21 protein-coding genes, 3 tRNA genes and 1 pseudogene are annotated in these 19,617 nt (G+C 71.6%); 13 read left to right on the top strand and 12 right to left on the bottom strand.

Annotation, left to right across the window (positions count from 1 at the left end; all coding sequences use genetic code 11):
* Positions 1-18: 18 nt before the first annotated feature.
* On the bottom strand, positions 19-444 hold the full coding sequence (locus tag ACGFYQ_RS16960; RefSeq protein ID WP_393744498.1) for an SSI family serine proteinase inhibitor: 426 nt from the start codon (positions 442-444) through the stop codon (positions 19-21).
* Positions 445-629: 185 nt separating this feature from the next.
* On the opposite strand from ACGFYQ_RS16960, the gene ACGFYQ_RS16965 reads away from it, so the two are divergent.
* The 3 genes from ACGFYQ_RS16965 to ACGFYQ_RS16975 all read left to right on the top strand — a co-directional run bounded on the left by ACGFYQ_RS16965 (position 630) and on the right by ACGFYQ_RS16975 (position 1,570).
* A tRNA-Ser gene (locus ACGFYQ_RS16965) sits at positions 630-720 on the top strand.
* 218 nt (positions 721-938) lie between these two features.
* Positions 939-1,011, top strand: a tRNA-Arg gene (locus ACGFYQ_RS16970).
* Between the two features lie 193 nt (positions 1,012-1,204).
* Positions 1,205-1,570, top strand: coding sequence for a PH domain-containing protein (locus ACGFYQ_RS16975; RefSeq protein WP_393744500.1), 366 nt, complete (start codon positions 1,205-1,207; stop codon positions 1,568-1,570).
* Positions 1,571-1,669: 99 nt separating this feature from the next.
* Here the strand turns inward: ACGFYQ_RS16975 and ACGFYQ_RS16980 are convergent.
* A pseudogene (locus ACGFYQ_RS16980) lies at positions 1,670-1,940 on the bottom strand (SMP-30/gluconolactonase/LRE family protein); the annotation flags it as partial.
* A gap of 107 nt (positions 1,941-2,047) precedes the next feature.
* Here ACGFYQ_RS16980 and ACGFYQ_RS16985 point away from each other — a divergent pair.
* The 9 genes from ACGFYQ_RS16985 to ACGFYQ_RS17025 all read left to right on the top strand — a co-directional run bounded on the left by ACGFYQ_RS16985 (position 2,048) and on the right by ACGFYQ_RS17025 (position 11,404).
* Positions 2,048-2,482, top strand: a complete 435-nt coding sequence (locus ACGFYQ_RS16985) for an Lrp/AsnC family transcriptional regulator (protein ID WP_393744502.1) — start codon at positions 2,048-2,050, stop codon at positions 2,480-2,482.
* Positions 2,479-3,366: a DUF2797 domain-containing protein gene (locus tag ACGFYQ_RS16990; RefSeq protein ID WP_393744504.1), complete on the top strand. Its 888-nt coding sequence runs from the start codon at positions 2,479-2,481 to the stop codon at positions 3,364-3,366. Before ACGFYQ_RS16985 ends, ACGFYQ_RS16990 begins: the two co-directional genes overlap by 4 nt.
* Before the next feature lie 169 nt (positions 3,367-3,535).
* Entirely contained in the window at positions 3,536-3,874 is a 339-nt protein-coding gene (locus tag ACGFYQ_RS16995) for an antibiotic biosynthesis monooxygenase family protein (RefSeq protein WP_393744506.1), read from the top strand.
* Complete coding sequence (locus ACGFYQ_RS17000; protein ID WP_393744508.1) at positions 3,858-4,739, top strand: amidohydrolase family protein; 882 nt, start codon at positions 3,858-3,860, stop codon at positions 4,737-4,739. The genes ACGFYQ_RS16995 and ACGFYQ_RS17000 overlap by 17 nt, the downstream gene beginning before the upstream one ends.
* A gap of 69 nt (positions 4,740-4,808) precedes the next feature.
* The gene (locus tag ACGFYQ_RS17005; RefSeq protein ID WP_393744510.1) at positions 4,809-5,576 is read left to right on the top strand and encodes a response regulator transcription factor; all 768 of its coding nucleotides are present in this window, start codon (positions 4,809-4,811) and stop codon (positions 5,574-5,576) included.
* Positions 5,576-7,177, top strand: a complete 1,602-nt coding sequence (locus tag ACGFYQ_RS17010; protein ID WP_393744512.1) for a sensor histidine kinase — start codon at positions 5,576-5,578, stop codon at positions 7,175-7,177. The genes ACGFYQ_RS17005 and ACGFYQ_RS17010 overlap by 1 nt, the downstream gene beginning before the upstream one ends.
* 25 nt (positions 7,178-7,202) lie before the next feature.
* The gene (locus tag ACGFYQ_RS17015) at positions 7,203-8,471 is read left to right on the top strand and encodes a glycosyltransferase (protein WP_393744514.1); all 1,269 of its coding nucleotides are present in this window, start codon (positions 7,203-7,205) and stop codon (positions 8,469-8,471) included.
* Positions 8,468-10,660 (top strand): glycosyltransferase family 39 protein, encoded by a 2,193-nt coding sequence (locus ACGFYQ_RS17020; protein ID WP_393744516.1) that lies wholly within the window; start codon positions 8,468-8,470, stop codon positions 10,658-10,660. Before ACGFYQ_RS17015 ends, ACGFYQ_RS17020 begins: the two co-directional genes overlap by 4 nt.
* 123 nt (positions 10,661-10,783) lie before the next feature.
* A complete protein-coding gene (locus ACGFYQ_RS17025) occupies positions 10,784-11,404 on the top strand; it encodes a TetR/AcrR family transcriptional regulator (protein WP_393744518.1) in 621 nt (206 codons plus the stop codon).
* A gap of 7 nt (positions 11,405-11,411) precedes the next feature.
* Here ACGFYQ_RS17025 and ACGFYQ_RS17030 read toward each other — a convergent pair whose 3' ends face one another.
* Positions 11,412-13,046 (bottom strand): MDR family MFS transporter, encoded by a 1,635-nt coding sequence (locus ACGFYQ_RS17030; RefSeq protein WP_393744706.1) that lies wholly within the window; start codon positions 13,044-13,046, stop codon positions 11,412-11,414.
* A gap of 109 nt (positions 13,047-13,155) precedes the next feature.
* The gene (locus ACGFYQ_RS17035) at positions 13,156-13,584 is read right to left on the bottom strand and encodes a MarR family winged helix-turn-helix transcriptional regulator (protein WP_393744708.1); all 429 of its coding nucleotides are present in this window, start codon (positions 13,582-13,584) and stop codon (positions 13,156-13,158) included.
* A 103-nt stretch (positions 13,585-13,687) separates the two neighbouring features.
* Here ACGFYQ_RS17035 and ACGFYQ_RS17040 point away from each other — a divergent pair, with 103 nt between their 5' ends.
* Positions 13,688-13,930 carry a hypothetical protein gene (locus tag ACGFYQ_RS17040; protein ID WP_393744520.1) on the top strand — a complete coding sequence of 81 codons (243 nt, stop codon included), beginning with the start codon at positions 13,688-13,690 and terminating at the stop codon, positions 13,928-13,930.
* A 122-nt stretch (positions 13,931-14,052) separates the two neighbouring features.
* On the opposite strand, the gene ACGFYQ_RS17045 is transcribed toward ACGFYQ_RS17040, so the two are convergent.
* The 8 genes from ACGFYQ_RS17045 to ACGFYQ_RS17080 all read right to left on the bottom strand — a co-directional run bounded on the left by ACGFYQ_RS17045 (position 14,053) and on the right by ACGFYQ_RS17080 (position 19,349).
* Positions 14,053-14,829 (bottom strand): hypothetical protein, encoded by a 777-nt coding sequence (locus ACGFYQ_RS17045; RefSeq protein ID WP_393744522.1) that lies wholly within the window; start codon positions 14,827-14,829, stop codon positions 14,053-14,055.
* 50 nt (positions 14,830-14,879) lie between these two features.
* Complete coding sequence (locus ACGFYQ_RS17050) at positions 14,880-15,719, bottom strand: RNA polymerase sigma factor SigF (RefSeq protein WP_362389641.1); 840 nt, start codon at positions 15,717-15,719, stop codon at positions 14,880-14,882.
* A 231-nt stretch (positions 15,720-15,950) separates the two neighbouring features.
* Complete coding sequence (locus ACGFYQ_RS17055; RefSeq protein WP_393744525.1) at positions 15,951-16,937, bottom strand: RNA polymerase sigma factor SigF; 987 nt, start codon at positions 16,935-16,937, stop codon at positions 15,951-15,953.
* Between the two features lie 207 nt (positions 16,938-17,144).
* Complete coding sequence (locus ACGFYQ_RS17060) at positions 17,145-17,306, bottom strand: hypothetical protein (protein ID WP_215014193.1); 162 nt, start codon at positions 17,304-17,306, stop codon at positions 17,145-17,147.
* 375 nt (positions 17,307-17,681) lie between these two features.
* A complete protein-coding gene (locus ACGFYQ_RS17065) occupies positions 17,682-17,972 on the bottom strand; it encodes a hypothetical protein (protein ID WP_393744527.1) in 291 nt (96 codons plus the stop codon).
* A 174-nt stretch (positions 17,973-18,146) separates the two neighbouring features.
* Positions 18,147-18,231: transfer RNA gene (locus tag ACGFYQ_RS17070), tRNA-Ser, on the bottom strand.
* A gap of 81 nt (positions 18,232-18,312) precedes the next feature.
* Entirely contained in the window at positions 18,313-18,741 is a 429-nt protein-coding gene (tadA, locus tag ACGFYQ_RS17075) for a tRNA adenosine(34) deaminase TadA (protein WP_393744710.1), read from the bottom strand.
* 59 nt (positions 18,742-18,800) lie between these two features.
* Complete coding sequence (locus tag ACGFYQ_RS17080; RefSeq protein WP_393744529.1) at positions 18,801-19,349, bottom strand: hypothetical protein; 549 nt, start codon at positions 19,347-19,349, stop codon at positions 18,801-18,803.
* Positions 19,350-19,617 lie beyond the last annotated feature (268 nt).

A 19,617-nucleotide genomic window follows, 5' to 3' on the forward strand; every position in this document is an offset into this window, starting at 1 on the left:
CCCGCGCATCCTCCCAGGTCAGGAACGCCCAGGTGGAAGCAGAGGTTCCAACTCGTCCCAGCGGCTGATTTCGCACCCGTTCGTCCGGCGGAAGGTCGAGTCCACGCGCTGCCCGTGCCAGGTCCCGGTGATCTGGGCGGTGGCCGGGCCCCCGTACTGCACGGAGCAGACCTCGTTCGGGGAGACGGGCGCGAAGGGGTCCTTCCCCTTCTTGGCGAGCTGGTCCAGCCGGGCGCAGGACTGCTCCTTCCAGGGGTGGTCGCCGCCCACGGGGTCGCATTCGAGCCGGAACTCGCGGTCCAGCCGGTGGCTGCCGGTGTCGGCCATGGCGATGGTGAGCCGGTCGGGTGTCGCCAGCAGCCGGCCCAGGGGCAGTGGGGGCAGCGGCCCCGCGGCCGCGGCGGCCAGGGCGGAGGTGACGGCGAGGGCGGCGAGACGCAGCATGGGGCACTCCAGGTCGTCCGTACGTCGTACGCCTGACCAACGACGCGGGGCCGCCGATGTTGCGTACCGCGCGGCTTTAAGGCTTTGCCCTCCGCCCGTCCCTCCTAGTACCGTGGGAGCGGATTGGTGAGGGGCCCTGCGCCTGTGTCATCATCTGCACGCACCCTCGTACGCGGGGGTGTGCTGGAGGCGTCGCCTAGTCCGGTCTATGGCGCCGCACTGCTAATGCGGTTTGGGCTTTACGGTCCATCGAGGGTTCAAATCCCTCCGCCTCCGCACCTCATCGAAGCCCCGGTCCTGACGGACCGGGGCTTCGATGCGTTCCGGGGCAATCCGGTCCGATCCGACCTCTGTGCGAACCCATCCGGACGATCTTCATCCGGCTCGTTTCCGCAGGTCAGCGGTGGTTTGGCTAATGGATTTCGCGTCCCGGCGAGGTCCATGTATTGTTGTTCTCGCAAGGCCAACGGGGCGCAAAACCCCGGGAAGCCCAAGCACTCGTAGCTTAACGGATAGAGCATCTGACTACGGATCAGAAGGTTGCAGGTTCGAATCCTGCCGAGTGCACAGCAGGACAGAGGCCCTCAGGAGAAATCCTGAGGGCCTCTGTCGTATGCCCTGACGGGCTGGTCTCCTCCTTCGTGGGGAGGGGGTACCCCGGAAGTAGTCGGGGGTGAGATGGCTCTGGCGGGGGACGCGGGTTACGTCCTGCCCTCGGTACGGTTTTGAAGATCGTTCGAACCGGAAAACGGGGGCTCTCATGGGACTGTTCGGAAACGCGCACAGCGTCGACCCGGCGTCGGCGCAGCGGGACTACGCGCGACTGCTGGGGCAGGGGGAGCAGGTGCATGCCGCGTATCTGCTGATCCGGGACACGATCCTGTTCACCGACCGGCGGCTGGTGCTCGTCGACAAGCAGGGGCTCACGGGGAAGAAGGTGGAGTACCACTCCATCCCGTACCGGAGCATCACGCACTTCTCCGTGGAGACCGCCGGCCACTTCGATCTCGACGCCGAGCTCAAGATCTGGATATCCGGGAGCTCGGCGCCGATCGAGAAGACGTTCACCAAGGGAGTCGACATCTACGAGGTGCAGGCGATCCTGACGCAGTTCGTCGCCCGGTAGCCGGACGCGCCACGGTCCTCAGAGGACCCGGGGAAGGCCGGTCACGGACATCACCAGGCAGTAGAGGGAGGTGGTGGCGGTGATGAAGGGGCGGCTGTCCACCGCGTCGTTGGGGTTGTTGAGCCGCTTTCCGTCAAAACGGTCGGCGATGACGGAGATGCCGCCGTTGGGTTCGGTGCGGGTGGCGCGCCGGCCGCCCTGCTCACAGGTGATCAGGCGGCCTTGGCGGTCCGGGGGGTTGCTGTTGAGGTGTCCGGCCGGGGAGCGGAAGACGGAGACCGCCGGTCGCCTCGTCCCAGCGCAGCATCCGGCCGGTCTTGAAGCGATCGTCCAGGATGTCGTACATGGTGAGGTCGGCTATGGCAGACATTATTCCCCATGGGAGGGTATTGCCGAATTCTGTTCGGTGCGATGGGGGGATTGCAGGATCAGGTACCGTCTTCGCAAGGGCCGACCGGCCCATGGGAGGAAGATCGAGTGGACGACATCGACCGGGCGCTCGTCCTGCGCCTGCAGGAGGACGCCGGCCAGTCGTACGCCGCCCTCGGCGCGGCCGTGGGGCTCTCGGCCGGGGCCACGCACGAACGCGTCCGCAAACTGCGCGAGCGCGGGGTGATCCGGCGGACCACCGTCGAGGTCGACCCGGCGGCCGTCGGCAGCGGGGTGCTCGCCTACGTGATGGTCGACTCCAATGCCTGGATGGGTGAGTCCGCCGCAGCTTTCGCCGCCATCCCCGAGATCCAAGAGGCGCACATCATCGCGGGCAGCGCGTCCGTCATGGTCAAGGTGCGCACGGCCTCGACCGAGCAGTTGCAGGACGTCCTGCGGCGGCTCTACGCGATCGACGGGGTCAGCGGTACGCACGCCACCGTCGTCCTGGACACCTTCTTCGAGCGGCCGCTCCCGCTGTGAGCTGGTGGTGCACCGGGATCCGGTGGAACGACGGCCGCCCCGCCATCGGCTGGTACGGGGAGGGGCGCGGCGAGCGGGCCAGCGTGCTCGCGTACGGGCAGCGGCTGGCCTTCGTCGCCCGGGCGGAGCGGCGCTGCCTCGGCGTGCGGCGGGCCGGGAAGCGGACGCCCTGCCCCACCGGCGCCACCGTGCCCGGTCGCGCCGGGAACGCGCAGTGCCCCGAATGCGCGCGCCTCGACCGGTCGTTCTCGGTGGCCGCCGACACCAATGCCGCCGATCCGCGCACCTACCGCGTCTACCTGGCGTGGTTCGGGCCTGGGATGGTCAAGGTCGGCATCACCGCCGAGGAGCGTGGCTCGGCCCGGCTGCTGGAGCAGGGGGCCGTGGCCTGGGCCTGGCTGGGGCGCGGGCCGCTCATGGCCACCCGGCGCACCGAGGAGCTGTTGCGGGCGGCCCTCGGGGTGCCCGACCGGATTCCGTACGCCCGAAAGCGCGCCGTACGGGCGCAGCTGCCGGCCGCGCCCGACCGGGCCCGGGAGGTCGCCGAGCTGCACGCCCTGGCCGCCGCGCTCCCCGGGTGGCCGGAGTCGCTGGAGCGGGTGGAGTGCGAAGTCGCCGACCACGCAGGACCGTTCGGGCTGGACGGGCTGCCCGCGCCCGCGCGGGTGATCACCGAGATGGTGCCCGGCGGGGCCGTCGTGGGCCGGCTGGCGGGCGCGGCCGGCCCCGATCTGCACCTCGCGGACGGGCTGGTGGTGGACACCCGGCTGCTGGCCGGGTGGGAACTCGCCGCCCCGGGGGACGAGGCCGTGACGACCGTGCCGGTGGCGGTGGTCCCACCCGTCGCCGCGCAGCCGCCGGCCGAGCAGGACGGGCTGTTCTGAGGAGTCTCACCTGGGGCGGTCCCGGGCGGTCCCGGGCGGTGCCGGGCGGTGCCGGGCGGTGCCGGGCGGTGCCGGGCAGGGCCCGTCATGGTCAAAACTTGGATCCCGTTGACCTTCCGGGGCCGATTCCGGTGGACATGCCAGGGGCTCGCCGCCGAGGGTGGTGGGCATGAGCATCCAGCCGGTACCGGCCTTCGAACCGCCGTATGTCATGGCCGTTTTCAGCAATGTCCGCTCCTCCGACGACCGCGGATACCCGGAGACCCTCGCCCGGATGAACGAGATCGTCGCGGAGAATCCCGGCTTCCTGGGCTACGAGTCCGCCCGCACCCCGGGAGGTCTCGGCATCACCGTCGCCTACTTCCGTGACCACGAGTCCCTTGCCGTATGGCGGGAGGACCTGGAGCACCAGGCGGCCATGAAGCAGGGCCGCGACGACTGGTACGAGAGCTACACCCTGCACGTCGCGACCGTCGAGCGGAGCCACGGCTTTGCACGCAACGGCTGAGGCGGTCCGCGCCTTCCGGGAGCGGCTCGGGCTGCCCGGACTGGTGGACGTCCACACGCACTTCATGCCCGAGCGGGTCCTGGACAAGGTCTGGGACTACTTCGACGCGATCGGCCCGCTGACCGGTGTCGAGTGGCCCATCACCTACCGGCACGAGGAGGGGCAGCGCGTCGCGCTCCTGCGGGAGTTCGGGGTCCGGGCCTTCACCGCCATGCTCTACCCGCACAAGCCGGCGATGGCCGCCTGGCTCAACGCCTGGTCCGCCGACTTCGCCGCCCGGACACCTGACTGCCTGCACACGGCGACCTTCTTCCCGGAGGAGGGCGTGGCCGCGTACGTCGGCAGGGCCCTCGACGCCGGGGCCCGGGTCTTCAAATCGCACCTCCAGGTCGGTGGCTACGACCCGAACGACGACCGGCTCGACCCCGTCTGGGGGCTGCTCGCCGAGGCGGGCGTCCCGACCGTGGTCCACTGCGGGTCCGGGCCCGCCCCGGGCAAGTACACCGGGCCCGAGCCGATCGCCCGGCTGCTGGCCCGCCACCCGCGATTGCCGTTGATCGTCGCCCACATGGGCATGCCCGAGTACGCCGATTTCCTCGACCTCGCCGACCGCTACGCAGAGGTGCGCCTCGACACCACCATGGCGTTCACCGACTTCTCCGAGAGGATCCGCGGCTTCCCGCCCGGGGATCGGGGGCGGCTCGCCGACCTGGGCGACCGGATCCTGTTCGGCACCGACTTCCCGAACATTCCCTACCCCTACGAGCACCAGCTCGTCGCCCTCGAACGGCTCGGCCTCGGCGACGACTGGCTGCGGGCCGTCTGCCACGACAACGGAGCCCGCCTGTTCCGGCTCGACGGCTGAGCGGCGTTTCTCAGGAAATTCACAGGTAGGGACAAGATCGCTCTCAGAGGCGCCGTACAGCGTGGCCGTATGACTGCGACGACCACCTCTCACGCGTCCACGTCCACCAGCAACCCCACGGCCCTGGTGCGGCCCGACGGCGGAGCTTGCCGGGTCCTCGTCGTCGACGACGAGGCCTCACTCTCCGAGCTGCTGTCCATGGCCCTGCGCTACGAGGGCTGCGAGGTCCGCAGCGCCGGTGACGGGGCCGGTGCGGTGCGGGCGGCGCGCGAGTTCCGGCCGGACGTCGTCGTCCTCGACATCATGCTCCCCGACATGGACGGGCTCGCCGTCCTGGGGCAGCTGCGCCGGGAGATCCCCCAGGTCCCCGTGCTCTTCCTGACCGCCAAGGACTCCGTGGAGGACCGCATCGCGGGCCTGACGGCGGGCGGCGACGACTACGTCACCAAGCCGTTCAGCCTGGAGGAGGTCGTGGCCCGGCTGCGCGGCCTGGTCCGGCGTTCGGGCGCGGCGCAGGCCGCGCGCGGCGGCTCGGTACTCGCCGTCGGCGACCTGCGGCTCGACGAGGACAGCCACGAGGTGGTCCGCGGCGGCCGGGAGATCCACCTGACCGCCACCGAGTTCGAGCTGCTGCGCTACCTGATGCGCAACCCGCGCCGCGTGCTGAGCAAGGCGCAGATCCTGGACCGGGTGTGGTCCTACGACTTCGGCGGCCAGGCCAATGTGGTCGAGCTGTACATCTCCTACCTGCGGCGGAAGCTGGAGAGCGGGCCGGGGATGGCGCCGATGATCCACACCCGGCGAGGCGCCGGCTATCTGATCAAGCCGGCCGAGTAGTGGCCCTCCGCCTGAAGCGGCCACGCCGCCCCTGGTCCCTGCGGACCCGGCTCGTCGTCTCGGCGGTGGCACTGATCGCCGTGGTGGGCACGGCCATCGGGGCCGTCACCACACTCGCCCTGCGTTCGTACCTGGTCGACAAGCTCGACGAGCAGCTGCGGATCTCGGTCGACATGGCCGCCTCGCCTCCCGGCATGCAGAAGGCGATCAGGGACGGGAAGTCCGTCCTGGGCCCCGGCACCCCGCTGGGTGCCGTCGGCTTCCGCATCGACTCCGACGGCAAGGTGTTCGGGGCCGACCGCAACGTGCGCGCAGAAGACCCCGAGCCCAGCAAGCGCCAGGCTCTCACCGCGGCCCAGACCGCGGTCCTCGCCAAGGCCGTCGGCACGGCCGGGCAGGGCCGCGGCGCACCCGTGAACCTGAGCCTGCCGGGACTCGGGGCGTACAGGGTGCAGTCCGCGCCCGACGGAAGCCTCGTCCTCGGTTTCCCGCTGCACGAGGTCGACTCCACCGTGAACACCCTGATCGCGGTGGAGGTCTGCGTCACCCTCGCCGGGCTGATCGCGGCCTCCCTCGCCGGGCAGGCACTGGTCGGGGTCGCCCTGCGCCCGCTGCGCCGGGTGGCCGCCACCGCCACCCGGGTCTCCGAGCTCCCCCTGCACAGCGGCGAGCCCGCGCTCCACGAGCGGGTCCGGGATGCCGAGGCCGACCCCCGCACCGAGGTGGGCCAGGTCGGCGCGGCCCTCAACCGGATGCTGGGCCACGTCTCGTCCGCACTCACCGCCCGTCAGCAGAGCGAGATGCGGGTCCGGCAGTTCGTCGCCGACGCCAGCCACGAGCTGCGCACCCCGCTGGCCTCCATCCGCGGCTACGCCGAACTGACCCGCCGGGGACGGGAGGAGCCGGGTCCCGACACCCGGCACGCCCTGGGCCGGATCGAGTCCGAGGCCACCCGCATGACCGGCCTGGTCGAGGACCTGCTGCTGCTGGCCAGGCTCGACGCGGGCCGCCCCCTCTCCACCGGCGACACCGACACCGACCTGGCCCCGCTCGTCGTCGACGCCGTCAGCGACGCCCGGGCCGCCGGCCCCGAGCACCACTGGCGGCTGCGCCTGCCCGACGAACCCGCGCCCGTGCGCGGCGACCCGGCCCGTATCCAGCAGGTCCTCGTCAACCTCCTCGCCAACGCCCGGACCCACACCCCGCCCGGCACCACCGTCACCGCGCATGTTTCACGTGAAACTTCCGCCGTCCGGCTACGGGTCGAGGACGACGGGCCCGGCATTCCGCCCGACCTGCTCCCCCATGTCTTCGAGCGGTTCGCCCGCGGTGATGCCTCCCGCTCCCGGGCAGCGGGCTCCACCGGACTGGGGCTCGCCATCGTCCAGGCCGTGGTCACCGCGCACGGCGGACGGGTCGGCGTGCGCAGCGAGCCCGGACGGACCTGCTTCGAGGTCCTGCTGCCCCATGCGCAGACGGACTCACGGGCGCACTCCCGGACGGACGCGCAAGCGCACTCCCGGACGGACGCGAAGGCGCACTCACGGACAGATTCACAGACGGACTCACAGACGGGGCACAGGCTCATCACACAGCGGTGACAGGCCGCCCGGCGAGTGTCGGTACATGCCAATCGACGCCTCTCCCGGGGCCCTTCCGGCCCGCGCGCCCCTCGCGCCCGTGCCCGGCGAGCCCGTCCTCGACGTGGTGATCCCGGTCTTCAACGAGGAGAAAGACCTCGGACCGTGCGTGCGCAGGCTGCACGAGCACCTCACCCGCACCTTCCCCTATCCCTTCCGGATCACCGTCGCCGACAACGCGAGCACCGACCGCACCCCCGAGGTCGCGCGTGGGCTCGCCGCGGCCCTGGACGGCGTACGCAGCACCCGGCTGGAGGAGAAGGGCCGGGGCAGGGCCCTGCGCACCGTCTGGTCCGGCTCCGACGCACCGGTCCTGGCGTACATGGACGTGGACCTCTCCACCGACCTCAACGCCCTGCTGCCGTTGGTCGCCCCGCTGATCTCCGGCCACTCCGACCTCGCCATCGGCACCCGGCTCGCCCGGTCCTCCCGGGTGGTGCGGGGAGCGAAGCGGGAGTTCGTCTCCCGCGCCTACAACCTCCTGCTGCGCTCCTCGCTCGCCGCCCGCTTCAGCGACGCCCAGTGCGGGTTCAAGGCCATCCGGCGGGAGGTCGCCGAGCGTCTGCTGCCCCTGGTGCAGGACACCGGCTGGTTCTTCGACACCGAAATGCTCGTGCTCGCCGAGCGGGCCGGGCTGCGGATCCACGAGGTGCCGGTGGACTGGGTCGACGACCCCGACTCCACCGTCCACATCGTCAAGACCGCCACCGAGGACCTCAAGGGCGTGTGGCGGGTGGGCCGGGCGCTGGCAGTCGGCGCGCTCCCCCTCGACCGGTTCGCCCGCCCCTTCGGCGACGACCCGCGCGACCGCACCGCGCTGCCCGGCGTGGACGGCGGGCTGGCCCGCCAGCTCCTCGGCTTCTGCGCCGTCGGTGCCCTGTCCACCCTGCTCTACCTGCTGCTGTACTCCGCCTTCCGCACCGGAGCGGGCCCGCAGGTCGCCAACGGCGCGGCCCTGCTGCTCTCCGCCGTCGCCAACACCGCCGCCAACCGCCGGCTCACCTTCGGAGTGCGCGGCCGGGACCGGGCCGTGCGTCACCAGGCCCAGGGGCTGGTGGTGTTCGCCATCGGGCTCGCTCTGACCAGCGGCTCCCTCGCCGCCCTCGGTGCGGCCGCGGCCGCACCCGCGCACAGCACCGAACTGGCCGTCCTGATCACCGCCAACCTCGCCGCCACCGTGCTGCGGTTCCTGCTCTTCCGCGCCTGGGTCTTCCCCGAGCGGCGCGACACTCCCGTGAAGGACGACAACCGATGACCACCGCAGCGACTCCGCTCTTCCCGGTCCCCGAGGCCCGGGCCCGTACCGGCCGCCATGCCGCCGACCGGCCCCTCTGGGAACGGCCCGCCCTCGCCGGGCTGCTGGTCGCCACGGCCGTCCTGCTGCTGTGGAACCTGGGTTCCTCCGGCTACGCCAACTCCTTCTACTCCGCCGCCGTACAGGCGGGCAGCGAGAGCTGGAAGGCCTTCTTCTTCGGCTCCTCCGACGCCGGGAACTCCATCACCGTCGACAAGCCCCCGGCCGCCCTGTGGCCGATGATGCTGTCGGTCCGGCTGTTCGGGCTCGGCTCCTGGCAGATCCTCGTCCCGCAGGCCCTGATGGGCGTCGCGACGACCGGTGTGCTGTACGCCGCCGTACGGCGGCAGTTCGGGCCGGCGGCCGCGCTGCTGAGCGGCGCCGCCTTCGCGCTCACGCCCGTCGCCGCGCTGATGTTCCGCTTCAACAACCCCGACGCGCTGCTGACCCTGCTGCTCACGGTCACCGTGTACTGCGTCCTGCGCGCCCTCGACGGGGCACGCACCGACTGGCTGCTCTGGGCCGGTGTCGCGGTCGGCTTCGCCTTCCTCACCAAGACCCTCCAGGCCTTCGTCATCCTGCCGCCGCTCGCCGTCCTGTACGCCGTCTGCGCGCCCACCCGGCTGCGCAGGCGCCTGGGACAGCTGCTGCTCGCCGGGCTCGCGATGGTGGTGGCCGGCGGCTGGTGGGTGGCCGTCGTCGAACTGTGGCCCGCCTCCTCGCGCCCCTACATCGGCGGCTCGCAGAACAACTCCTTCCTGGAACTCACGCTCGGCTACAACGGCCTGGGGCGGATCAACGGCAACGAGACGGGCAGCGTCGGCGGTGGCGGACGCGCCGGCGGTGGCGGCGGTGGCGGCGGTGGCGGCGGCTGGGGTGAGACGGGCATCGACCGGCTCTTCTCGGCCAACATCGGCGGTCAGATCTCCTGGCTGCTGCCCGCCGCCCTGGTCCTGCTCGTGGCCGGACTGGTGGTCACCTGGCGGGCCCGCCGGGCCACCGACTCGCTGGAGGGCATGGCCCGTGCGGCCTTCCTGGCCTGGGGCGGCTCGCTGCTGATCACCGCCGTGGTCTTCAGCTACATGCAGGGCATCTTCCACGAGTACTACACCGTGGCGCTGGCGCCGTTCGTGGCCGCGCTGATCGGTATGGGCGTCGCCGTGCTGTGGGAGGAGCGGGGCTCCCGGGCCGCGCTGTTCACCCTGTCCGGGACGCTCGCGCTGACCGCCGTCTGGTCGTACGTCCTGCTCGGCCGCGCCACCGGCTATCTTCCGTGGCTGCGCTGGGCGGTCCTGGTGGGCGGTCTGCTCGCCGCGGCCGTGCTGCCGTTCGTCGCGCGGGCCGGGCGACGGGTGCTGCTGGCCACCGCGGCGCTGGGGCTGGGCGCTGCGCTGGCGGGCCCGTTCGCGTACTGCCTGACCACCGTGGACACCGGGCACGCGGGCTCGATCGTGACCGCCGGACCGGCGGTGGCGGGCGGCCGGGGCGGACCCGGCGGGATGATGCGGGGCGCCGGCGCGGCCGGTGAGATGCCGCAGGGCGGCCCCGGTGGTGCGCAGCAGGGCGGCCCGCAGGGCGGCAACACCCCGCCGCAGGGCGGCATGCCGCCCGGTCAGGGCGGCCAGGGCGGCGTCCCGGGTGGTGCGGGAGCCCCGGCCGGTCAGGACGGGCGCGGCACGGAGCGCGCCGGTGGTGGCCAGGGCGGGCCCGGTGGCCTGCTGGGCGGCACCCAGGTCGGCGCCGAGGCCAAGGCGGCCCTGCGGGCCGATGCCGGAAAGTACACCTGGGCGGCGGCAGCCGTCGGCTCGCAGAACGCGGCGAGCTACCAACTCGCCTCCGGTGTGCCCGTGATGCCCATCGGTGGCTTCAACGGCAGTGATCCCTCGCCCACTCTGGAGCAGTTCAAGCAGTACGTGAAGGACGGCCGGATCCACTGGTTCATCAGCCAGGGAAGCGGCGAGGGAGGCGGCCAGGCCGGTGGCCAGGCCGGTGGCCAAGGCGGAACATCCGCCGAGGCCGTCGGCGGGATGAGGCAGGGCGGCCCGGGCGGCGGCACCAGCAGCGCCATCGAAAGCTGGGTGAAGGCCACGTTCAAGGCGTCCACGCTGGGCGGAGCCACCGTCTACGACCTCACGGCTCCCACGCCCTGATCCGGCGTCGCACGCGGCGGACGTGACGTCCTGATCCGGCCCGATCGGCAAGGCACCCCCTAGCATCAAGAGGGCGGACCGGGCATTCCGGGCTGATCCACCTGGCGTGAGGAGGGTGCCTCCATGGCGACCGCGGCTGATTCCGGTGATCCGCTCCCGGTCGAGTCCAGCGTGTGGCTGGCCGCCAGGCCCGCCGCACCCGCCAGACGCCGCAGCGAGGCGCCCTCCGGGCTGGACCGGGAGCGGATCACCGCCGCCACCGTGCGGATGCTCGACGCCGAGGGACTGGCCCGGTTCTCGATGCGGCGGCTCGCCGCCGGGCTCGGGGTCACCGCGATGTCCCTGTACTGGTACGTGGACACCAAGCACGATCTGCTCGAACTCGCCCTGGACCGGGCCCTGGGCGAGCTGGCCCTGTCGGCCGGACCGGCGCCGGAGGGCTGGCCCGGCCGGCTGCGGGCGCTGGCCCGGGGCTACCGGCGGCTGCTGGCGGACCACCCCTGGGTGGCCCCGCTCACCGCCGCCTATCCGAACATCGGCCCGCACGCCCGGGCCTTCGACGCCGCCCTCCAGCGGCTGTTGGACGCCACGGGCCTCACCGACCCCGCCCGGACCGGCGCCCACCTGGCCGTCTCGCAGTTCCTGCACGGCTGCGGGGGTACGGCCCGGCGGGCGCCCGAGGGCGACTTCTGTCTCGCCCTCGACGTCCTGATCGCGGGCATCGAGGCGAAGGCCACCGCTTAGGAGGTGACTAGGCCTTGGCCGGCGCCTTGGCGGGCGCGGGGGCGGGCTCGACGGCGGGAGCCTCGGTGGACGCCGCCGCCGGGGCGTGGGCCGCGGGCTTCGACTTCAGCGCGACCTCCTTGATGAACAGGCAGAGCAGCAGCGCCAGCAGCGCGGTGGGGGCCGCGTAGAGGAAGACGTCGCCGACGCCGTGCCCGTACGCCGACTCGATGACCGTACGGAACGGGGCCGGCAGTTTGTCGAGGTCCGGGATGGCGCCGCCGCCCGTGCCGCCGTGGCCGAGCGCCGCGGCCTTCGGGCCGAGAGCGGCCAGGCCGTCCTTCACGTACCCGGTGACCTGGTGCGCCATCACCGCGCCGAGCGCCGAGACGCCCATGGCGCCGCCGAGCGAGCGGAAGAAGGTGACGACCGAGCTGGCCGCGCCCAGGTCCTCGGGGGCCACCTGGTTCTGGGTGGCGAGGACCAGGTTCTGCATCATCATGCCGAGGCCGAGGCCGGTCAGCGCCATGTAGACCGCGATGTGCCAGTACGGGGTGTCGTACCGCAGGGTGCCCAGCAGCCCCAGGCCTGCCGTCAGCAGCACACCGCCGGAGACGAGCCAGGCCTTCCACCTACCGGTCTTGGTGATCACCAGACCGGAAACGGTGGAGGAGACGAAGAGTCCGCCGATCATCGGAATCGTGAGGACTCCGGACATCGTGGGGGACTCGCCCCGGGCCAGCTGGAAGAACTGGCTGAAAAACACGGTGCCCGAGAACATCGCGATGCCCACGAACAGCGAGGCCGCCGAGGCGAGGGTGATGGTCTTGTTGCGGAACAGCCGCAGCGGGATGATCGGGTCGCTCGCCCGGGACTCGACGAGGACGAAGAGCACGCCGAGCGCGACGGCACCGCCGGTCATGGCCAGGGTCGTCCAGGAGATCCAGTCGTACGAGTCACCGGCCTGCGTGACCCAGATCAGCAGCAGCGAGACGGCGCCGCTGATCAGGAAGGCGCCCAGCCAGTCGACCTTGACGTCGCGGCGCACCACCGGGAGCCGCAGCGTCTTCTGCAGGACGATCAGCGCGATGACCGCGAAGGGCACGCCGACGTAGAAGCACCAGCGCCAGCCCAGCCACTCGGTGTCGGTGATGACGCCGCCCAGCAGCGGACCGCCGACGGTGGCGACGGCGAACACCGCGCCGAGGTATCCGCTGTACCGGCCGCGCTCGCGCGGGGAGATCATCGCGGCCATCACGATCTGCGCGAGGGCGGACAGGCCGCCGACGCCGATGCCCTGGACCACACGGCAGGCGATCAGCATGCCGGTGTTCTGGGACATGCCGGCGACCACGGAGCCGAGGACGTAGATCACCAGGGATATCTGGACCAGCAGCTTCTTGCTGAAGAGGTCGGAGAGCTTGCCCCACAGCGGGGTGGCCGCCGTCATCGACAGCAGGGCCGCGGTCACCACCCACGTGTACGACGACTGGGTGCCGCCGAGGTCGCTGATGATCTGGGGCAGGGCGTTGGAGACGATCGTGGACGACAGGATCGCCACGAACATGCCGAGCATCAGCCCGGACAGCGCCTTCATGATCTGCGGGTGGGTCATGGGCGGGGGCATGGGCGGGGGCATGGGCGGGGTTACGGACGGGGGCATGGGCGGGGTCACGGACAGGGGCACGGATGGGGGCGCGGACGGCGTGGTGGGCGTCGCGGTGGACGTGCCGTCGGGCGTCGTCTCCGACTTGGCCATGTCTTTCCTTTGTCTAGAAGCTCGATCGGAGTCGGGCCAGCAGGGTGTTGAGCACGTCGATGTCCTGGGCGGACCAGTCGGCCAGCGCCGTTTCCAGCGCGGCCGTGTACCGGGCGCCCAGCTCGGCGAGGAGCGCGTGCCCGGCCGGGGTGAGCCGCAGGATCCGGCAGCGGCCGTCCCCCGGGTCGGTCTCCCGCCCGATCCAGCCGCGCTCGGCGACGTGGGCGACGTGCCGGCTGGTCACCGAGATGTCGACGGCCATGAGCTCGGCCAGCCGGCTCAGCCGCATCTCCCCGTGCCGGTCGAGCACGGTGAGGACGGCGGCCGCGCCGGGCGGACAGTCCGAAGGCAGGGCGCGGGCGAGCTCGCGCTTGACCGCGCCGATCCCTGTGAGCCGGCTGGCCAGCTCCTCGTACCGAGTGGTCACCGGCCGTCCCCCCATCTTGTTGCTTAGAGCAACCATAGAAGCAGATGGTTGCTACAGGCAAATGAATCTCGGGGGTGGGGCGGTAAAGGAATCGGAAAACCGGCTAGGGTCCTGCCCCATGGCTGACAACCACAACTCACAGGTCCCCGAGGGCAACTACGACCCCGCGGGCAGCACCCAGATGTTCCGTGCCTTCGTCGAGGAGGCCGCGCCGGCCCGGCAGACGCCCACCGGCTCGCGTCGCCAGCGCCGCGAGGAGGAGCAGCAGCAGGCCGCCGGCTCCAAGAAGGGCGTGTGGCTCGGGGTGGGCATCGCCCTCGTGCTCGTCTTCGGCGCCGCCCTGTGGGTCGTCCTGCACTGACACCGTCCCTGGACCCCGTCCCCGGATCCCGTCCGCGGACCCCGTCCCCGGATCCCGTCCGCGGACCCCGCCCCCGGATCCCGTCCGCGGATCCCGCCCCCGGATCCCGCCCCCGCGCGGGCTCAGTTCCAGGTGGCCGTGACCTTCTGGGTGTCCACGTGCATGCCCAGCGGCACCCGCCAGGCCTCCACGCACACCGTGTAGGTCTGGGTCTTCGCGGTCCCGCCCGCGATCGGCGCGGGGAGCGGCTGGGTGGTGGTGATCGTGGCCCAGTCGATGCCGAGGGCGCCGATGATGTGGGTCGCGAAGCTGACCGTGCCCGAACGGGCCGCGGTGGTCCCGGTGTTGGTGAAGGAGACGGTGACCCGCTCGCACCAGCGGTCGGCGGCGGCCGCCCTGACCGGGGTGGACAGCGTCAGCTTCGCCGGGGTCGCCGGGGGCGCCGGAGGTGTCGTGCCGGGCTTGGTGGGCGGGCTCGACGGGCCGGACGGCGTGTTCGGCGAGCCAGGGGTGCCCGGGATGGCCGGGGTACCGGGTGGGATGGTGGACGGCCCCGCACCGGGCGGGATTCCGGGCGCGCGTCCGGAGCCGCCGGGGCCGGGGGTCGTCGCTCCGCCCCGGGCGGAGCCGCCGAGCGGCTCGGACCCGGGCGTACTGGCCGACGTACTGGACGACACGGAGGAGCCGCCCGCCGCGGACGGGCCGCCGAGCTGCTGGAACTCCACCCGGCCCCGCGGCGCCACGTTCTCCCCCGCGCCCCGTTCGGGGCCCGGGGCCGCGGCGCCCACGGCGACATAGCCGTCCCGTGCCGGGCCGCCGCAGCCGGTGAGGCCGACGGCGGCCGTGCAGCACAGGGCGAGGAGGGCAGCCGGGGTGGCCGTACGGGATCCCGTTCGCATCGCGCCAGTTTTACTGACGCTCCGTCAATTGGGAACCCCGCGGCGCCCCGTCACTCGCCGATGAGTCCTACGCGCAGTTGCGCGAGGGTACGGGTGAGCAGCCGGGAGACGTGCATCTGGGAGATGCCGACCTCCTCGCCGATCTGCGACTGCGTCATGTTCGCGAAGAACCGCAGCATGATGATCTGCCGTTCCCGGGGCGGGAGTTTGGCGAGCAGCGGCTTCAGCGACTCGCGGTACTCGACACCTTCGAGCGCGGTGTCCTCGTAGCCGAGGCGGTCCGCGAGCGAGCCCTCGCCGCCCTCGTCCTCGGGGGAGGGCGAGTCGAGCGAGGAGGCGGTGTAGGCGTTGCCGACGGCGAGACCGTCGACCACGTCCTCCTCCGAGACGCCCAGGACGGCGGCGAGCTCCGGCACGGTCGGCGAGCGGTCCAGCTTCTGGGCGAGCTCGTCGCTGGCCTTGGTCAGCGCGAGACGCAGCTCCTGGAGCCTGCGCGGGACGCGGACGGACCAGGAGGTGTCCCTAAAGAATCGTTTGATCTCGCCCACGACGGTCGGCATCGCGAACGTCGGGAACTCCACGCCGCGTTCGCAGTCGAACCGGTCGATCGCCTTGATCAGGCCGATGGTGCCGACCTGGACGATGTCCTCCATCGGCTCGTTGCGGCTGCGGAACCGGGCGGCGGCGTACCGGACCAGGGGCAGGTTCAGCTCGATCAGGGTGTCGCGTACGTACGCCCGGTCGGGGCTGTCCGCGTCCAGGGCGGCAAGGCGCTGGAAGAGGGAGCGGGAGAGGGTGCGGGTGTCGATGGCTTCCGAGCGGTCGGACACTGCCGGAGTCGCGCTCTTGACGAGCGTGAGCACCTTGGAGCTGCCCTGGTCTACGGACATGCCACCCCCTTGAGGTCGCGGACGGTCGCGTGCGGCGCGTCCGTCGGAGGAACGCAGCCTCCACCTGAATACCGGAGGCGGGGCTGCGGCAAACGCGGTTCAAGCAGAATGTCACATGTCGGCAACACGCTGTAGCGCCAAGTCGACATATATCTCCAGCGACAGAAGAGGTCAGAAGGGGATCAGCCCCGTTCTGTCGGGAAACGTGTGGATGATCTCCACTCGTTCCGGTTACGCCTCGATCCTGTTTGCGGATCTCAGTCGGGCGAAGCTCCGGGCGAGGAGCCGGGAGACGTGCATCTGGGATACCCCCAGCTCGGCGCTGATCTGCGACTGCGTCAGATTGTTGTAGTACCGCAGGAGCAGGATCCGCTGTTCGCGCTCGGGCAGTTGTACGAGGAGGTGGCGGACCAGGTCGCGGTGTTCGACCCCGGCCAGCTCCGGGTCCTCGTAGCCGAGCCGGTCGAGGAGGCCGGGCATGCCGTCGCCCTCCTGTGCGGCCTCCAACGAGGTTGCGTGGTAGCTCCGTCCGGCCTCGATGCAGGAGAGGACCTCGTCCTCGCTGATGCGCAGCCGCTCGGCGATCTCGGGGGTGGTCGGGGTGCGGCCGTGGAGGGTGGTGAGGTCCTCGGTGGCGGCGTTGACCTGTACCCACAGCTCGTGGAGGCGGCGCGGTACGTGGACGGTGCGGACGTTGTCGCGGAAGTAACGCTTGATCTCGCCCACGACGGTCGGCATCGCGAACGTCGGGAACTGCACGCCGCGGTCCGGGTCGAACCGGTCGATGGCGTTGATCAGGCCAATGGTGCCGACCTGGACCACGTCCTCCATCGGCTCGTTGCGGCTGCGGAAGCGGGCGGCCGCGTACCGCACGAGCGGGAGGTTGGCCTCGATGAGGGCCCCGCGTACCCGGTTGTGCTCGCTGGTGCCCGGTTCCAGGCCCTTCAGCTGCCCGAAGAGGACCTGGGTGAGGGCCCGGGTGTCCGCGCCCCGGCTGGGCGGTCTCGGGGGGACCGGAGCGGGCGGGGGCTCCTCCTGGGCCGCCTCTTGGGCCGCTCCTTCGCCCTCTCCTCCGCCCTCTCCTTTGCCCGCCCCATTGATCGCACCTTTGTTCGCCTCCTGCCGGGGCTCCTGCCGGGGCTCGTGCTGGGGTTCATGCTGGGGCGGTACCTGGGGGTCCTGCTGGGGTGGCACCTGAGGCGCAGTACTGGCCGGCACGGTCACGCCACCCCTTCAGTCAACTCATCCGTCAAAAGCGGTCATAGCATCACAAGACATGTGCACTGTGTGCAAGCACCGTATATCACCGTGTTGAGGGCAAGTTGGGCATATTGGGGCATTGTGCCTAGTGATGGGTATGCAAAAAGCCCCCCACCCGTCGGAGTGGGGGGCCGGGAAGTCCGGAAGCCGCTTCAGCGTACGGGTTCAGCGCACCAGTTCGGTCATGAACTCGCCGATGCCGGATGCGGCATCCGATATGCCCTGGAAACCTATTCCCACCATCTCGGCCGCCCGCTTGGGCTGGGTGATGATCACGAAGAGGACGAAGACGGTGAGGGCACCCGTGATGAGCTTCTTGGTGTCCATGAGCGGTGACGGCCTCCCCAACCGGTCCTGCAAAGTCGGGTGAGTCTAACCGGTCAGGTTTGGACACTCACCCGCCCTTTAAGGACCAATGACCCGTTACTCCGGGTCCTTTGCCGGGGTGTCGGCGTTTGCGGAGGGCGCAGGATTGGTGCGAGCCCACCGGTTCTGGCAGGAAACCGGTGGGTGAGGGACAGGGCCTCACTGCGGGGTCCGGGCCGCGAGCTTCCCCCTGACCGCGGCTCGGACTGGCAGGTTCCGTCCTCGTCGGGGGAAGTGGCTTGTCCCCCCGATGCCGCTTCCCCCGTCCCACACGTGGAAGGTCCCGACCTCGGTCGGGGCCTTCTTCGCGTTTCCCGCCCCTCGGCGCCGCCGCGGCTACTGCACGGCGCCGAGGAGGTCCGTGAGGGGCTGTACGGGGGCGATCACGGGCGCGAGCTGGTTCGGCAGCTCCATCAGCTGGTTGAGCTGGTTGGCTCCCTCGCCGAGCTTCCCGCCGATCTCCTCGACGGAGGCCGGCTGGGCCCCGGCGGGCATGCCGGGGGCGGCCGTCGGGAGGTCCGGGAGCGTGAGGGGCGCGATGGGCGCGGCGGAGGCGGCGGGTGCGGCGAGGCCCGCGGCGGCCCCCGCGAGGGCGAAGGCGGCGAGCATGCGCTGGGTCTTGGTCATGCCGTGACAACGGCCGAGGGGGCGGGCGGTCACGCGGCTGTCCGCCGGACGGGAGCCGGATCGGAGCCGGATCGGAGCCGGATCGGAGCCGTGCGGGGGCCGTACGGCGTTCGTACGGGAGCTGCACGAACGCCGAAAGCCCCGACCCTTGCGGGGCGGGGCTTTCGATCGGAGCGGTAGTGGAGGGATTTGAACCCCCGATGGGTTGCCCCATACTCGCTTTCGAGGCGAGCTCCTTCGGCCACTCGGACACACTACCGAGATGGATCCTAGCCTAAGGAGGTGCATTCGCCGAAATCGGCATCCCGAGGCGGCTGCCGGCCCCTGCGGGCGGCCGTCGTCACAGGTCGCGGAAGAAATCCGTCAGCTGCCGCGCGCACTCCGCGGCCAGGACGCCGCGGATCACTTCGGGCCGGTGGTTGAGCCTGCGGTCCCGTACGAGGTCCCAGAGCGAGCCGGCCGCGCCCGCCTTCTCGTCGTCCGCGCCGTAGACGACCCGGGCGACGCGCGCCTGTACGAGGGCGCCCGCGCACATCACGCACGGCTCCAGGGTCACCACCAGGGTGCACCCCGGAAGCCGCCATTCCCCGAGCGCGGCGGCGGCCCGGCGCAGCGCCACCACCTCGGCGTGCGCCGTCGGGTCGCCGGTCGCCTCGCGCTCGTTGTACCCGGTGGCGAGGATTGCGCCGTCCGGGCCGAGCACGACGGCGCCGACCGGCACATCGCCGGCCGGCACCGCCCGGGCGGCCTCCTGGAGCGCCAGGCGCATGGAGTCCCGCCAGGGATCCCGTACGGGATCGGTGGTGTGCGCGTCGTGCGTGTGGATCACTAGCGGACGGCCTCCAGGACCTCGGTTGCGCCGAGCGAGTCGGCGATCTCCGAGAGGGCGTCCCCGTCCAGGGTCATCAGTTGTTTGTGGGTCACCCCGAGGTCGTCCAGCAGTCGGGGGTCGCCGAGCGGACCGGCCGGTACCGGCTCCGCGCCGGTCCCGCCCGCCTCGTCCTCGTCGTCGTCCTCGTCGGTGAAGGCGGCGAGTGCTTCCTCCTCGCCGTCCTCGGTGCCGTCCAGGTCCAGTTCGTCGAGTTCGTCGTCCTCCTCGTCGCTGCCCAGCAGCTCTTTGGTCAGCATCGAGCCGTAGGAGCTGCGGGCGGCCGCGGATGCGTTCGATACGAAGTACCGCGGGTCCTCCTCGCCGTCCACGCGGACGACGCCGAACCAGGCGTCCTCCTGCTCGATGAGGGCGACCACCGTGTCGTCGTCGACAGCGGCGGAACGGGCGAGATCGATCAGATCACTGAGGGACTCGACGTCGTCGAGTTCCATGTCGCTCGCTTCCCACCCGTCTTCGGTGCGCGCGAGCAGTGCGGCGAAATACACCGTGACTCTCCCACTGGTCTTAGGCGTGCCGGTTGGAGGTCCCCCCGGCCGGAGGTTGGGGTCGAACGGCTGTCGTGCTCGCCATCCGTACCCCGCCCAATCGGCATCGTGGCAGAAACAGCGGCTTTGCGAGAGGTCTTCCGCGCTTGCGTCGTCCCGTGCCGTGCGCTGCGCGGCTCGGACGGGGGGTGCGGGGCGGCGGTGCCGTACGGGTCCGGGCCCCTGGCCGGGCCCCGTTCCGGCGTCCCTCCGCGCCGGGCGCGCCCCG

This window comes from Streptomyces sp. NPDC048258 (genome assembly GCF_043201995.1).
GTDB lineage: Bacteria > Actinomycetota > Actinomycetes > Streptomycetales > Streptomycetaceae > Streptomyces.

What these genes read in the sequence shown, in the direction of transcription:
- ACGFYQ_RS16960 (WP_393744498.1), bottom strand. Translation starts at nt 444, where the DNA reads ATGCTGCGTCTCGCCGCCCTCGCCGTCACCTCCGCCCTGGCCGCCGCG.
- ACGFYQ_RS16975 (WP_393744500.1), top strand. Translation starts at nt 1,205, where the DNA reads ATGGGACTGTTCGGAAACGCGCACAGCGTCGACCCGGCGTCGGCGCAG.
- ACGFYQ_RS16995 (WP_393744506.1), top strand. Translation starts at nt 3,536, where the DNA reads ATGAGCATCCAGCCGGTACCGGCCTTCGAACCGCCGTATGTCATGGCC.
- ACGFYQ_RS17005 (WP_393744510.1), top strand. Translation starts at nt 4,809, where the DNA reads ATGACTGCGACGACCACCTCTCACGCGTCCACGTCCACCAGCAACCCC.
- ACGFYQ_RS17015 (WP_393744514.1), top strand. Translation starts at nt 7,203, where the DNA reads ATGCCAATCGACGCCTCTCCCGGGGCCCTTCCGGCCCGCGCGCCCCTC.
- ACGFYQ_RS17020 (WP_393744516.1), top strand. Translation starts at nt 8,468, where the DNA reads ATGACCACCGCAGCGACTCCGCTCTTCCCGGTCCCCGAGGCCCGGGCC.
- ACGFYQ_RS17025 (WP_393744518.1), top strand. Translation starts at nt 10,784, where the DNA reads ATGGCGACCGCGGCTGATTCCGGTGATCCGCTCCCGGTCGAGTCCAGC.
- ACGFYQ_RS17030 (WP_393744706.1), bottom strand. Translation starts at nt 13,046, where the DNA reads ATGCCCCCGTCCGTAACCCCGCCCATGCCCCCGCCCATGCCCCCGCCC.
- ACGFYQ_RS17035 (WP_393744708.1), bottom strand. Translation starts at nt 13,584, where the DNA reads ATGGGGGGACGGCCGGTGACCACTCGGTACGAGGAGCTGGCCAGCCGG.
- ACGFYQ_RS17040 (WP_393744520.1), top strand. Translation starts at nt 13,688, where the DNA reads ATGGCTGACAACCACAACTCACAGGTCCCCGAGGGCAACTACGACCCC.
- ACGFYQ_RS17045 (WP_393744522.1), bottom strand. Translation starts at nt 14,829, where the DNA reads ATGCGAACGGGATCCCGTACGGCCACCCCGGCTGCCCTCCTCGCCCTG.
- ACGFYQ_RS17050 (WP_362389641.1), bottom strand. Translation starts at nt 15,719, where the DNA reads ATGTCCGTAGACCAGGGCAGCTCCAAGGTGCTCACGCTCGTCAAGAGC.
- ACGFYQ_RS17060 (WP_215014193.1), bottom strand. Translation starts at nt 17,306, where the DNA reads ATGGACACCAAGAAGCTCATCACGGGTGCCCTCACCGTCTTCGTCCTC.
- ACGFYQ_RS17065 (WP_393744527.1), bottom strand. Translation starts at nt 17,972, where the DNA reads ATGACCAAGACCCAGCGCATGCTCGCCGCCTTCGCCCTCGCGGGGGCC.
- tadA (WP_393744710.1), bottom strand. Translation starts at nt 18,741, where the DNA reads ATGCGCCTGGCGCTCCAGGAGGCCGCCCGGGCGGTGCCGGCCGGCGAT.